Raw genomic sequence first — 14,765 nt, 5'->3', positions numbered from 1 at the left:
GTAGAAGAGGGTTTAAGATTCTCTATCCGTGAAGGCGGTAGAACAGTTGGCGCTGGTTCTGTTATCAAAATTACTGAGTAATTCAAAAACTCTTGTTGTAATTTTTGACGACCTGTTATAAAATACTATAGGTAATTAATTAAAGATTTAATACTGTATTTTCTAATGTTACTTTAGAAGATAAGGACTAGTGGCAACTAGTCCTTATTTAACTTGCTTAACAAGATGAACAATTGTTAACAATATTACGCGGTCAAACTAGCGTGGTTTTGTTGACATGCCATTTGTTTTGTGGTAGGTTAAATTAGTAATGTTATAGTGGAGTATAGTGTGCATTGCCAGGCACGGACATTAATGGTTTAGGAGGTGTCGAGATGAGAGTTAACATCACGTTAGCATGTACTGAGTGTAAGAACAGAAATTATACCACTACGAAGAACAAAAAGAACAACCCAGACAGAATTGAGATGAGCAAATACTGCAAGTTTTGCAAAAAACACACAGAACATAAAGAAACTAAGTAGTTTCAAATACTAATTTAAGGGGTTGAGATAAATGGCTTCTAGTAACGTAAAAGAAAACAAGTTTAGCATAGGCAAGTTTTTCAAAAGTGTGAGAAGTGAAGTTAAAAAAGTAACTTGGCCAACTCGTCAAGATGTATGGAATTACACATTGGTTGTACTAGCTATGTGTGCTTTTTCAGCAATTACGATTGGTATACTAGATACTGTATTTAAGTTTCTCTTCAACCTACTTGCTTAAAACTAATCCGCAACTATGGGAGGAGGTTTAATCTAGGACATGGCAGATACTAATATTGCAAAATGGTACGTGGTTCATACGTATTCTGGTCATGAAAACAAAGTTAAGGCCAACATCGAAAAAATCGTTGAGAACAGAGGCATGGAAGACGTGATTCTACAGGTTGCCGTGCCAACAGAAACGGTCGTTGAGATCAAAGCCGGCAAACGAAAAGACAAATCCAAAAAAATCTTCCCAGGTTATGCATTAGTAAAAATGTTTATGACAGATGAGTCTTGGTATGTCGTACGCAACACACGAGGAGTAACAGGTTTTGTTGGCCCGGGCTCTAAGCCTATTCCGCTAACAGACGAAGAAGTTGAAAACATGGGTCTTGAAAAAAGAAGTATTCATGTAGACTTTGCAATCGGTGATACGATTTCTGTTATCTCTGGTCCATTTGAAAACTTTATTGGAACAGTAGAGGAAATCCACATGGAAAGACAATCGGTAAAAGCAATGATATCGATGTTTGGTCGTGAGACGCCAGTGGAACTCGAGTTTGATCAAGTTAAAAAGAACTTTTAAGGAGGTGAATGTCAATGGCTAAAAAAGTAACTGGTATGGTAAAATTACAAATTCCTGCAGGTAAAGCGACTCCAGCTCCACCAGTTGGTCCAGCATTAGGTCAACAAGGTGTTAACATCATGCAATTCGTTAAAGAATTCAATGCGAAAACTGCTGATCAAGAAGGTATGGTTATCCCTGTAGTAATCACTGTTTACCAAGATAGATCTTATACTTTCATCACTAAAACACCACCAGCAGCGAATTTATTAATTAAAGCAGCTGGTATCAAAGGTGGTTCAGGTGAACCTAACAAGAAGAAAGTTGCAACTGTAAAAAGATCTAAAGTTAGAGAAATTGCAGAACTTAAAATGCCTGATTTAAATGCAGGTAGCGTAGAAGCAGCAATGACTATGATTGAAGGTACAGCAAGAAGTATGGGAATCGTAGTTGAAGATTAAGCACTAATCTAATCGGTGATTAGTCGCTATGTGTAGTGGGAGGATTTATCCGCGTAACCACGAAGGAGGTCGAAATGCCAAAAAGAGGTAAAGCTTATCAAGAGGCTTCGAAACTTGTTGAAAGAAATAAGTTTTATGAAGTTGATGAAGCTATCAAATTAGTAAGACAAACAGCGAAAGCTAAATTTGATGAAACTGTAGAACTTCATATCAAACTTGGTGTTGATGGAAGACATGCAGATCAACAAGTTAGAGGTGCAATCGTATTACCACACGGTACAGGTAAAACTAAGAAAGTTCTTGTTATCGCAAAAGGCGAAAAAGCAATTGAAGCTGAAAAAGCTGGTGCTGATTTCGTTGGTGCTGAAGATATTATTGCAAAAATCCAAAGTGAAAACTGGTTTGACTATGATGTAATCGTATCAACACCAGACATGATGGGTCAACTCGGTCGTTTAGGTAGAGTTTTAGGTCCAAAAGGCTTAATGCCAAACCCTAAATCAGGTACTGTAACATTCGATATCGAAAGAGCAGTAAATGAAATTAAAGCTGGTAAAGTTGAGTACAGATTAGACAAAACGAATATCGTTCATGTTTCAATCGGTAAAGCATCTTTTGACGAAGCTAAATTGACTGAGAATTTAAGCGCATTAGTTGAGGCAGTTATTAAAGCTAAACCTGCTGCTGCTAAGGGAACATACTTGAGAAGTGTAACACTATCAAGCACAATGGGACCTGGTATCAAAATCAACGCTGCGAAATTATAATTGACAAGTATGTAATTCTTTGATAGAATTGCTTTGTCTTAAAAAAATGTAAATAAACCGTAGACAGTAGGTGCTAACGCTTAATTTCCTACCGAGGTAAGGATAAATAGTTTATGAAGATAAATTATGACCTCTCTTGTCTACGGAAGAGAGGTTTTATTTTATACAAGGAGGTGGACAAATGTCAAATAATTTTGATGCGAAAAAAGTAGCAGTTGAGGAAATCAAAGAGAGATTTTCAAATGCTAAGTCTGCTGTTCTCGTAGATTACAGAGGTTTAACTGTTGAAGAGGTAACTGAACTTAGAAGTAAGTTTAGACAAGCTGGCGTTGAATACAAAGTTTACAAGAACAACTTAGTGAAAATCGCTATTAAAGATACGCCGTTTGAAGCATTATCTCAAGATTTGACTGGCCCAAATGCAATTGCATTCGGTATCGAAGATGCCGTAATACCAGCAAAAATCATCAAAGACTTCGCAAAAGGCCACAAGAAGCTTGAACTTAAAGCTGGTATTGTGGAAGGTTCATATTGTAATCTTGAACAGATTATTCAAATTGCAGATCTACCATCGAAAGAAGTGTTAATTGGAAGATTCCTTGGAAGTGTCAAGGCGCCAGTTGCAAACTTTGCATATTTCTTATCAAATCTTATTAAAGAAAAAGAAGGAAATGCAGAAGCTTAATTGATTAATTATGATTGGAAAATTATCCGGAGGTGTTTAAAATGACTAAAGAACAAATTATTGAAGCTATCAAAGGCATGAGTATTTTAGAAGTTAAAGAATTGGTTGAAGCATGTGAAGCTGAATTCGGCGTATCTGCATCTGCTCCTGCTGGCGCTGCTGTAGCTGTTGCTGCAGACGCTGTTGAAGAAAAATCTGAATTTGATGTAATTTTAGCTAACGCTGGCGCTAAGAAAATTGGCGTAATCAAAGTTGTTAGAGAGCTTACAGGTTTAGGCTTAAAAGAAGCAAAAGACTTAGTAGATGGCGCTCCACAAGCGATCAAACAAGGTATTGCTAAAGACGAAGCTGAAAAAATCAAAGCTGCATTAGAAGAAGCTGGCGCAGCAGTTGAATTAAAATAATCTTAATAATAGCCACCATCTCTATGGTGGCTATTTTGACTACTTGATAAAAGTAGTAAAATGCATGTAAATGCTACAAAAAAGAAAACTCTATTCTAAACAAACTTTTAAAATAATGTTGACACGTCTATTCAAGTGTGATATTATTTTATAATGCTATAAGTATGTTTAGAATGGAGTTTTCTGCGTTTCTAAATGTAAGCATGGGAGGTTAGAAAAGGATTTGTCCTTTTATAATACAACGACTTTTATTACACAAGGGGTGAAAATTTAATGCCACAACCTGTAATGCTCGGAAAAACGAAAAGAATGAGTTTTGCCAGAATTAATGAGCTACTTGAGAAACCGAATCTTATTGAGATTCAAAGAAAATCTTATGAGTGGTTTCTAGAAGAAGGATTAAAAGAAGCCTTCAAAGACATTTCTCCAATTGAAGATTACACTGGGAATTTAAGCTTAGAATTCATCGATTATGAACTTGATGAAGAGCCTAAATACGATGTTGAAGAGTGTAAAGAAAGAGATGTCAATTTCGCGGTGCCTTTAAGAGTGCAAGTGCGCTTCATTAACAAGGAAACTAGTGAAATCAAAGAACAAAAGGTATTTATGGGCGATTTTCCATTGATGACTGATAAGGGAACTTTTATCATCAATGGCGCTGAGAGGGTTATTGTTAGCCAACTCGTTAGATCACCGGGACCATATTACGATGTAAAAATCGATAAAGTTGGTACCAGATTATTTTCAAGCACAATTATTCCAAACAGAGGCGCATGGCTTGAATATGAAACGGATTCAAATGATATCGTTTCAGTAAGAATTGACAGAACGCGCAAGCTCCCAGCAACTACTTTAATTAGGGCGCTTGGTTATCAATCAAACCACGAAATTTTATCGTTGTTTGGTGAAGATGAAAAGCTGATTAAAACACTAGACAAAGACAGCACTGTCAATCAAGAAGAAGGTTTGATCGAAATTTACAAAAAATTACGACCAGGCGAACCACCAACTGTAGAAAGTGCTAGAAATTTAATCAATTCATTGTTTTTTGATGAAAAAAGATATGATTTAGCTAAAGTTGGACGTTATAAGTTCAATAAAAAACTAGGTGTGTCTAATCGTATTGAAGAGCGAGTGGCAGCTGAAAATATCATTAACCCACAAACTGGTGAAGTGCTTGTTGAAAAAGACAACAAAATCACTATTGAGATGGCTACTGTTATTGAAAATGCTGGCGTTAAGCAAGTTGATGTTTATGGGGATGACGATAAAATTATTAGAGTTATCGGTAACCATTTTGTTGACATTCGTACTTACATTAATTCAGATTCAATTACGTTTAAAGAAAAAGTGTATTACCCAGTATTGAAAGAAATTCTTGATACATGTGATACGCTTGAAGAACAATTAAATGCAATTGAAGAAAAAATGTCTACATTAATACCTAGACACATTGTTCCAGCAGATATTATAGCTTCTTTTAGTTACATTTTAAATCTAAACTGGGGCGTTGGTAATGTTGATGACATTGACCACTTAGGTAACAGAAGAATTAGATCTGTTGGTGAGCTTTTACAAAACCAATTTAGAATTGGTTTATCGCGTATGGAGAGAGTTGTTCGTGAGAGAATGACGATTCAAGATATGGAAGCAATTACACCGCAGGCTTTAATTAACATTAAACCAGTTGTTTCTGCAATTAAAGAATTCTTTGGTAGTTCACAATTATCACAGTTTATGGATCAAACCAACCCACTGGCTGAATTGACTCATAAAAGAAGATTGTCAGCACTTGGACCAGGCGGTCTTTCGAGAGAAAGAGCGGGTTTTGAGGTTCGAGATGTGCATCATTCTCACTATGGTAGGATGTGTCCTATCGAAACACCTGAGGGTCCTAACATCGGCCTAATAGGTTCTTTAAGTACTTTTGCAAGAATTAATGAGTATGGCTTTATTGAATCGCCATATAGAAAGATAAACAAAGAGACGGGTTTGATTACTGACGAAATTATCTATATTACTGCAGACGTTGAAGAAAAATATATTGTTGCACCTGCAAATGAACCGGTTACTGCTGATAGTCATTTTGTAAGTGATCGTATAGTAGCGAGACGTCGTTCTGACATCAAAGAGTTTCCGGCAAGTGAGATTGATTTAGTTGAGGTTTCAGCACTTCAAATGGTATCAGTTGCAACTGCTATGATTCCTTTCCTTGAAAATGATGATGCCAACCGTGCGCTTATGGGATCGAACATGCAGCGTCAAGCAGTTCCACTTGTAAGAGCTGAAACACCAATTATTGGTACTGGTATTGAGCATATCGCAGCTAAAGACTCGGGTTCGGTTGTTAAATCACCAGTTGATGGTGTGATTGAATACGTTTCTGCAGATGAGATTGTAGTAAGAGGGAATGAAGATAAAAAGAAATACAGATTTAAGTTATTGAAATTCAAAAGATCCAACCAAGGCACATGTATCAACCAGAAACCTCTTGTTAAAAAAGGACAAGAAGTTGTTTTGGATGAAATCATTGCCGATGGTCCTTCAACTGATAATGGTGAAATAGCATTAGGAACTAACTTACTTATAGGCTTTATGACTTGGGAAGGTTATAACTACGAAGATGCTATTATGCTAAGTGAAGAACTGGTTATGGAAGATAAACTTTCTTCTATTCATATTGAAGAATATGAATCAGAAGCCAGAGATACAAAACTTGGACCGGAAGAGATTACAAGAGATATTCCAAATGTCGGAGAAGATGCACTTAAGAATCTAGATGCCGAAGGTATTATTCGCATAGGTGCTGAAGTCAATGCAGGGGATATCATGGTTGGTAAAGTAACGCCGAAAGGTGAAACTGAACTAACAGCTGAAGAAAGATTACTTCGTGCAATCTTTGGTGAAAAAGCTAGAGAAGTTAGAGATACATCGCTAAGAGTACCACATGGCGAATCTGGAATAATTGTTGATGTTAAAAAATTCGAAAGAGAAAATGGTGACGAGTTATCACCGGGCGTTAACAAATTAATCCGTGTATATATTGCTAAAAAACGTAAAATTAGTGTTGGGGATAAAATGGCGGGTCGACATGGTAACAAAGGGGTTATCTCAAGAATCTCTCCTGTTGAAGACATGCCATTCCTTGATGATGGTACATCATTACAAATAGTGCTTAATCCTCTTGGTGTTCCATCTCGTATGAACATCGGCCAAATTCTTGAAGTCCATTTAGGTTTAGCGGCTAAGAAAAAAGGTTGGAAGATTGCAACTCCAGTATTTGATGGTGCTAAAGAAAGTCAAATTCAAGATATTCTTGAAGATGCAGGTTACCCTAGAAATGGTCGTTTGCTTGTAAGAGATGGTAGAACTGGTGAAGCATTTGATAACCCGGTAACTGTTGGTTACATGTATATGCTAAAACTGCATCACTTGGTTGACGATAAAATCCATGCAAGAAGTACTGGTCCTTACTCTTTAGTAACGCAACAACCACTTGGCGGTAAAGCTCAGTTTGGTGGACAGCGTTTCGGAGAGATGGAGGTTTGGGCACTTGAGGCATATGGTGCAGCACATACTCTTCAGGAAATTCTTACAGTTAAATCAGATGACGTCGTAGGTAGAGTCAAAGCTTACGAAGCAATCGTAAAAGGTGAAAATATTCCTGAACCAGGTATTCCAGAGTCGTTTAAAGTATTGATTAAAGAACTTCAGGCACTAGCACTTGATGTAAAAGTTCTTAGAGATGATGCAGGTGAGATTGAAATTGAACTTGCTGATGACGATGATGATGGTTTAGATTACAATGCAGCATTACGTGAAAATAAAATCACAAACGATGTTGAACGTGGTGCATTTATCGATGATTTACCAGAAGAAGAAGAGGTTCCAAATAGTACAGAAGTTGAGCTTGAAGATGATACATTAGAGACAACTGAGGAAGAATTTTTTCTTGAAGAAGACGAAGATTTTGATGAGTAACTAACTTTATTTAGAGAAGGGAGAGGTAGCCCTTGATCGAATTCAATAATTTTGATTCTATAAGGATAGGTTTGGCTTCGCCAAGTAAAATTAGATCGTGGTCCAAAGGTGAAGTTAAAAAACCAGAGACAATTAACTATAGAACTTTAAAGCCAGAGAAAGAAGGTCTTTTCTGTGAAAAGATCTTCGGACCTACTAAAGACTGGGAATGTCACTGTGGTAAATATAAAAAAGTAAGATATAAAGGTGTAATTTGTGACCGTTGCGGTGTTGAAGTAACCAAGTCAAAAGTTAGACGTGAACGTATGGGTCATATCGAACTCGCTGCACCTGTATCTCATATTTGGTACTTTAAAGGAATCCCTTCAAAAATGGGGATATTGCTTGACCTTTCACCAAGATCACTTGAGAAAGTATTGTATTTTGCTTCTTATATTGTGATTGAACCAGGTGAAACAAGTCTTGAGCATAAGCAACTTTTAACTGAAAGTGAATACTCACAGTACAGAGAGAAATACGGTAATACTTTTAGAGCAATGATGGGTGCTGAAGCGGTAAAAGAAATTTTACAACAAGTGGATTTAGATTCACTTGCAACAGATCTCAAATCGCAGTTAAAAGATAGTTCTGGTCAAAGAAAGATTAGAATAGTCCGTAGACTTGAAGTTGTAGAAGCATTTAGAAATTCTGGGAATGATCCTGAATGGATGATTCTAGATGTTGTTCCAGTTATACCGCCTGATTTAAGACCAATGGTACAGCTTGATGGTGGTCGTTTTGCAACAGCAGACTTAAATGATTTATATAGAAGAGTAATCAATAGAAATAACCGTTTGAAAAGACTTCTTGAATTAGGTGCACCAGACATTATCGTTAGAAATGAAAAGCGTATGCTTCAAGAAGCAGTAGATGCACTCATCGATAACGGTAGAAGAGGTAGACCAGTTACAGGACCAGGAAATAGACCGCTTAAATCTTTATCGGATTTATTAAAGGGTAAGCAAGGTCGTTTCCGTCAGAACTTACTTGGTAAACGTGTTGACTATTCAGGTCGTTCGGTAATCGTTGTTGGTCCAGAACTTAAATTCTACCAATGTGGTTTGCCAAAAAAAATGGCACTTGAGTTATTTAAACCTTTTGTTATGAAACGTCTTGTAAATGATGGTTATGTTCATAACATCAAAAGTGCAAAAAGAATGGTAGAACGCGTTAAACCAGAAGTATGGAGTATTGTGGAAGAAGTTATCGCAGAACATCCAGTTCTACTTAACCGTGCACCTACACTTCATAGACTTGGTATTCAAGCGTTTGAACCGGTACTTGTTGAAGGTAAAGCAATCCGTCTTCATCCATTAGTTTGTACAGCCTACAATGCTGACTTCGATGGTGACCAGATGGCTGTCCACGTACCTTTATCAGTAGAAGCTCAAGCTGAAGCACGTTTCTTAATGTTATCAGTTAATAATATTTTGGCACCAAAAGATGGTCGCCCAATTACTACTCCTACTCAGGATATGGTACTTGGTGCATATTACCTCACTTATGAGAGTGAAGACCAACCAGAGCATAAAAAAGTGTTTAAAGATTTTGAAGAATTGAATCTTGCTTACTTCAATGGCGCTGTAACGCTTCATACTAGAGTTATTTTAAAACGCTATATAAAAGCAGAAGGCATTTTTGTCAAAACAGAGAGTACTGTAGGTCGTTTTATATTTAATGAAAAAATACCTCAGAATCTTGGTTTTGTTGATAGAGAGCAAGATAAATATTCATTAGAGATTGATTTCCTTTGTAAGAAAAAAGACTTAGAAGAAATCATTGCTAAATGTTTTGCTGAATATGGTAATACTATTACAGCAGAGCTTTTAGATCATATGAAAGATATTGGTTTTAAATATTCTACGAGAGCTGCAATTACAGTATCTGTTTCGGATATGGTGATTCCAGAAGCTAAAAAGGATTTGATTTCTGGAGCAAGAGCAACAGTAGATCAATATCAAAAGGCTTTCCGTAGAGGTTTGATTTCTGAAGAAGAGCGATACGAGAAAATCATTCAAACGTGGACTAAAACCACTGAAGATGTAACGGACGCACTTATGAAAAATCTTACTAACCTTAACAATATTAAGATCATGGCTGATTCTGGGGCCCGTGGATCTAAGAACCAAATTAGACAGTTAGCAGGTATGCGTGGTCTTATGGCCAATGCACTTGGTAAAACTGTTGAGATTCCAATCATTTCTAATTTCCGTGAAGGATTAACTGTTCTTGAGTACTTTATTTCGACAACAGGTGCTCGTAAGGGGCTTGCAGATACAGCGCTTCGAACCGCTGACTCGGGTTATTTAACAAGAAGACTAGTTGACGTTAGTCAAGAAGTGATTGTAAGAGAAATTGATTGCCATACAGATAACGGCATTGAAGTTATAGAATTTAAAGAAGGCAATGAACTTATTGAACCTTTAGCTGAACGTATATTGGGTAGATATCCAGTAGAAGATTTGGTTAATCCTACAACAGGTGAAGTTATTTGTACTACTAATCAAATTATTTCTGAAAAATTAGCAGAGAAAGTAATTGCTGCTGGTTATAAAACAGTTAGAATTCGTTCTGTACTAACATGTGATACGCAATATGGTGTTTGCTCTAAATGTTATGGTCTTAACCTTGCAACTGGAAAACCTGTTCATGTTGGAGAGGCAGTTGGTATTATTGCTGCTCAATCTATCGGTGAGCCGGGTACACAGCTTACAATGAGAACATTCCATACGGGCGGTGTTGCCGGCGGCGATATCACACAAGGTCTTCCTCGTGTTGAGGAACTTTTCGAAGCTAGAAAACCTAAAGGTTTAGCTGTAATTGCTGAAATGGATGGTGTAGTTTCATTTAAAGAGACGAAGAAGAAAAAAGAAGTTGTTATTACTCATGAAGAAACTGGTGAACAACATACAGCTTTGATTGTATTTGGTGCAAGACTTAAAGTGAAAGACGGCGATCGAGTAAAACAAGGTCAGTCAATTACTGAAGGTTCTATCAACCCACATGACTTGTTAAGAGTTGTCGGTGTTTATGGTGTACGTGAATATATTATTAAAGAAGTTCAAAAAGTATATAGACTTCAAGGTGTTGACATCAATGATAAGCACATTGAAATCATAGTGAAACAAATGCTCTCTAAGATTAAAATAGATGAATCTGGTGATTCGTTGTTGCTTCCAGGTACTGTTGTTAGCTTAAAAGAATTTAATAAACTCAACGATACAATTACTGCTGAAGGTGGTGAAATCGCGGTTGGAACTAGATCTCTTTTAGGTATAACAAAAGCATCACTTGCAACGGAATCATTCTTGTCAGCTGCTTCTTTCCAAGAAACGACACGTGTTCTTACAGAAGCTGCAATCAATGGTAAAGAAGATCGTTTATTAGGACTTAAAGAGAATGTTATTATTGGTAAGCTTATCCCAGCTGGTACAGGGATGAGATATTACAAAGATATGACAGTTAAGACTACTGAAGATTTTGACCTCGGAGACGTTGAAACCTTTAATAGTATTTAACATAAAATTTATTGACAGTAAATTTCTATGGTGTTAAAATGATGAAGTGCATATTGGCGACTTCAAGGAGGGACACAGTATGCAATTGAACGACCTCGCAAAACATTCTAAAATCAACGTTGGCGTAAAGCAATCAACAAAGGCTATAAAAGCCGATCGAGCACTTACAGTTTTCATTGCTGAAGATGCCGATAAAATTCTTGTGCAAAAGGTTATTGATCTGGCGCAAGAAAAGTTGGTTGAAATTGTTTATGTCAATTCGATGAAAGAGCTTGGGCGTGCATGTAATATTGACGTTGGTGCTGCGACAGCGGTTATTGAAAAATAGATAAAAAAAGGAAAGGAGGTGCCGAAAAAGGATGCCTACTATTAATCAGTTAGTGAGAAAAGGAAGACTAGAAATCGAAGAAAAGTCAACTTCTCCAGCTTTACAAAGAAGTTTAAATACTTTAAAAAGAAAGCAAGTAAAAATGAGTTCACCACAAAAAAGAGGTGTATGTACAAGTGTAAAAACTGTTACACCTAAGAAACCTAACTCAGCTTTGAGAAAAGTTGCCAGAGTTAGATTAACAAATGGTTTTGAGGTGACTGCATATATTCCAGGTGTTGGCCACAACTTACAAGAGCATAGTGTTGTTCTTATCAGAGGTGGTAGAGTTAAAGACTTACCAGGTTGTAGATATCACATCGTTAGAGGAGTACTTGATTCATCTGGCGTTAACAACAGAATGCAATCAAGATCTAAATATGGTGCTAAGAGACCAAAGAAAAAATAATGATATAGCCGGCCTCTTCCGAAAGGAAGGGGCTTTATATAGTAAACTAATTCAATAGCAAGTTACGCACAGCGACAGTCAAATGTCGAGTACCGATGAATGACGAAAACACATTATAAGGAGGGAAGAAAGTGCCTAGAAAAGGAAACGTACCCAAAAGAGATGTACTACCTGATCCAATGTACGGAAGCAAGGTAGTTACTAAATTAATCAATGCCGTTATGTATGACGGTAAAAGAGGCGTTGCTCAAAGCATTGTTTACGGTGCATTTGAGATGGTAAGAGAGAAAACAGGTAAAGATCCAGCTGAAGTTTTTGATACAGCTATTAACAACATCATGCCTGTTCTTGAAGTTAAAGCGAGAAGAGTTGGTGGTTCTAACTACCAAGTTCCAATCGAAGTAAGAGCTGAAAGAAGACAAACTCTTGGTCTTAGATGGTTAATCACTTACTCTCGTAAAAGAGGCGAGAGAACAATGCAAGAAAAACTTGCAAAAGAAATTATGGATGCAGCTAACAACACTGGCGCAGCAGTTAAAAAGAGAGAAGATACTCATAAAATGGCTGATGCAAATAAAGCGTTTGCTCACTATAGATTCTAATTTTAAAATATGGCGTTTAGGCTTAGCTAGCTAAGCTTAAACCTTTAATCGAAAGGAGGATAACGATGAGTAGGGGTTATTCACTAGAGAATACCAGAAACATCGGCATCATGGCGCATATCGACGCCGGAAAAACGACTACTACCGAAAGAATCCTCTATTATACAGGTATCAACTACAAAATCGGTGAAGTTCACGACGGTGGTGCAACAATGGACTGGATGGAGCAAGAGCAGGAAAGAGGTATCACAATTACTTCTGCTGCAACAACTTGTGTCTGGAAGGATAAGAGAATCAATATCATTGACACACCTGGTCACGTTGACTTTACTGTAGAAGTTGAAAGATCACTTCGTGTATTAGATGGATCAGTTGCTGTTTTCTGTGCTAAAGGTGGGGTTGAGCCTCAATCTGAAGCAGTTTGGAGACAAGCAGATAAGTATGGCGTACCAAGAATGGCATTTGTTAATAAAATGGACATTACTGGTGCTGATTTCTTCAGAGTTGTAAAAATGATGAAGGACCGTTTAAAAGCAAATGCAGTACCAATTCAATTACCAATTGGTGCAGAAGATAAATTCCAAGGTATGGTAGACTTAATGGGCATGAAAGCTTATTACTACAGAGATGATCTTGGTGAAAATATCGAAGAACTTGAGATTCCAGAAGATTTGAAAGAAATCGCAGAAGAATACAGACATGCTATGGTTGAATCTATTGCAGAATCTGACGAAACACTTATGGAAAAATATCTTGAAGGCGAAGAGTTAAATGTTGATGAACTTAAAGCTGCACTTCGTAAAGCAACTATCAACAATGAAATTGTACCTGTATTTTGTGGCTCTGCTTACAAAAATAAAGGTGTTCAAAAAATGCTTGATGCTGTTATCGATTTCATGCCTGCTCCAACAGATGTTGCAGCAATTAAGGGTACTGATGAAGATGGCAACGAAGTTGAAAGACCTTCAAGTGATGACCTTCCGTTTTCTTCATTAGCTTTCAAAATCATGACTGACCCTTTTGTTGGTAAGTTAACATTCTTTAGAGTTTACTCAGGTACACTTGAGTCAGGTTCTTATGTATTTAACTCTACTAAAGGTAAAAAAGAAAGAGTTGGCCGTATCTTACAGATGCATGCCAATAAACGTGAAGAACTACCAAAAGTTTACGCAGGAGATATTGCTGCAGCAGTAGGACTTAAATTCACTACAACAGGTGATACATTATGTGATCCTGATCATATCATTATTCTTGAATCAATGGTATTCCCTGAGCCGGTTATTAGAGTTGCAATTGAACCTAAAACTAGAGCGGGTCAAGAAAAAATGGGTGTTGCACTTTCTAAACTTGCTGAAGAGGATCCAACATTCAGAACTTATACTGATGAGGAAACTGGTCAAGTTATTATCGCTGGTATGGGTGAACTTCACCTTGAAATCATCGTTGACCGTCTCTTAAGAGAGTTCAAAGTTGAAGCGAATATTGGTGCACCTCAAGTTGCATACAAAGAAACAATTACAAAAGCGACAGATATTGATTATAAATACTCGAAACAATCGGGTGGTAAAGGTCAATATGGTCACGTTAAAATTAAATTTTCTCCAAATGAATCAGGTAAAGGTTATGCATTTGAATCTACTGTTACAGGTGGTAGTGTACCAAGAGAATACTTCAAGGCAGTTGACGAAGGTATCCAAGGTTCACTTAAAGCTGGTATCTTAGGTGGCTTCGAAGTTGTTGACGTAGTTGCAAATCTTTATGATGGTTCATACCATGAAGTTGACTCAAACGAGATGGCATTTAAACTTGCCGCTTCAATGGCTTTCAAAGAAGCGATGAGAAAAGGTGATGCAGTTGTACTTGAGCCTTTCATGAAAGTTGAAGTAACAGTACCTGAAGAGTATTTTGGCGACGTTATGGGTGATATTAACTCTAGACGTGGAAAACTTGAAGGTATGGAAATGGCACATGGTGCGCAAATTATCAAAGCACATGTTCCTTTGTCTGAAATGTTTGGATATTCTACTTCTTTGAGATCAAGTTCGCAAGGTCGTGGTACTTATGCAATGTTATTCAGTCATTACGAGCAAGTTCCTAAGAGCATTGCTGAAGAAATTATTGGTAAAAAATAACCTATAGGAGGAATCTAACAATGGCAAAGCAAAAGTTTGAAAGAAACAAACCACATTGTAATATTGGAACAATCGGTCACGTTGACCACGGT

General features: G+C 37.1%; 14 protein-coding genes and 1 other annotated feature. All 14 genes read left to right on the top strand.

Annotation, left to right across the window (positions count from 1 at the left end; translation table 11 throughout):
• Positions 1-81: EF-Tu C-terminal domain-related protein (locus QE109_RS17385; RefSeq protein ID WP_459251426.1), on the top strand; the 81-nt coding region annotated here is incomplete at its 5' end.
• A gap of 293 nt (positions 82-374) precedes the next feature.
• Positions 375-524: a 50S ribosomal protein L33 gene (gene rpmG / locus QE109_RS17380; protein ID WP_281095820.1), complete on the top strand. Its 150-nt coding sequence runs from the start codon at positions 375-377 to the stop codon at positions 522-524.
• Between the two features lie 31 nt (positions 525-555).
• Positions 556-762, top strand: coding sequence for a preprotein translocase subunit SecE (secE, locus tag QE109_RS17375; RefSeq protein ID WP_281095819.1), 207 nt, complete (start codon positions 556-558; stop codon positions 760-762).
• A gap of 39 nt (positions 763-801) precedes the next feature.
• Positions 802-1,329: a transcription termination/antitermination protein NusG gene (gene nusG, locus QE109_RS17370; RefSeq protein ID WP_281095818.1), complete on the top strand. Its 528-nt coding sequence runs from the start codon at positions 802-804 to the stop codon at positions 1,327-1,329.
• A 14-nt stretch (positions 1,330-1,343) separates the two neighbouring features.
• Complete coding sequence (rplK, locus tag QE109_RS17365) at positions 1,344-1,769, top strand: 50S ribosomal protein L11 (RefSeq protein WP_281095817.1); 426 nt, start codon at positions 1,344-1,346, stop codon at positions 1,767-1,769.
• 74 nt (positions 1,770-1,843) lie between these two features.
• Positions 1,844-2,536, top strand: a complete 693-nt coding sequence (rplA, locus tag QE109_RS17360) for a 50S ribosomal protein L1 (RefSeq protein WP_281095816.1) — start codon at positions 1,844-1,846, stop codon at positions 2,534-2,536.
• Positions 2,537-2,575: 39 nt separating this feature from the next.
• Positions 2,576-2,705: a sequence feature (ribosomal protein L10 leader region), on the top strand.
• Positions 2,706-2,717: 12 nt separating this feature from the next.
• Positions 2,718-3,221 (top strand): 50S ribosomal protein L10, encoded by a 504-nt coding sequence (gene rplJ / locus QE109_RS17355; RefSeq protein ID WP_281095815.1) that lies wholly within the window; start codon positions 2,718-2,720, stop codon positions 3,219-3,221.
• A 41-nt stretch (positions 3,222-3,262) separates the two neighbouring features.
• The gene (gene rplL / locus QE109_RS17350; RefSeq protein WP_281095814.1) at positions 3,263-3,625 is read left to right on the top strand and encodes a 50S ribosomal protein L7/L12; all 363 of its coding nucleotides are present in this window, start codon (positions 3,263-3,265) and stop codon (positions 3,623-3,625) included.
• Between the two features lie 273 nt (positions 3,626-3,898).
• Entirely contained in the window at positions 3,899-7,606 is a 3,708-nt protein-coding gene (rpoB, locus tag QE109_RS17345) for a DNA-directed RNA polymerase subunit beta (RefSeq protein WP_281095813.1), read from the top strand.
• 32 nt (positions 7,607-7,638) lie between these two features.
• Positions 7,639-11,163: a DNA-directed RNA polymerase subunit beta' gene (rpoC, locus tag QE109_RS17340; RefSeq protein WP_281095812.1), complete on the top strand. Its 3,525-nt coding sequence runs from the start codon at positions 7,639-7,641 to the stop codon at positions 11,161-11,163.
• 79 nt (positions 11,164-11,242) lie between these two features.
• Positions 11,243-11,491 carry a ribosomal L7Ae/L30e/S12e/Gadd45 family protein gene (locus QE109_RS17335; protein ID WP_281095811.1) on the top strand — a complete coding sequence of 83 codons (249 nt, stop codon included), beginning with the start codon at positions 11,243-11,245 and terminating at the stop codon, positions 11,489-11,491.
• Between the two features lie 31 nt (positions 11,492-11,522).
• Positions 11,523-11,939, top strand: coding sequence for a 30S ribosomal protein S12 (rpsL, locus tag QE109_RS17330; RefSeq protein ID WP_281095810.1), 417 nt, complete (start codon positions 11,523-11,525; stop codon positions 11,937-11,939).
• 131 nt (positions 11,940-12,070) lie between these two features.
• Positions 12,071-12,541, top strand: a complete 471-nt coding sequence (gene rpsG, locus QE109_RS17325) for a 30S ribosomal protein S7 (protein ID WP_281095809.1) — start codon at positions 12,071-12,073, stop codon at positions 12,539-12,541.
• Between the two features lie 65 nt (positions 12,542-12,606).
• Entirely contained in the window at positions 12,607-14,673 is a 2,067-nt protein-coding gene (fusA, locus tag QE109_RS17320) for an elongation factor G (protein WP_281095808.1), read from the top strand.
• Positions 14,674-14,765 lie beyond the last annotated feature (92 nt).

The sequence above is a fragment of the Fusibacter bizertensis genome (assembly GCF_029914245.1).
Taxonomy (GTDB): Bacteria; Bacillota; Clostridia; order Peptostreptococcales; family Acidaminobacteraceae; genus Fusibacter_C; species Fusibacter_C bizertensis.
Note: the sequence above shows the minus strand (reverse complement) of the source record. Positions and strands in the feature narration are given on the sequence as shown.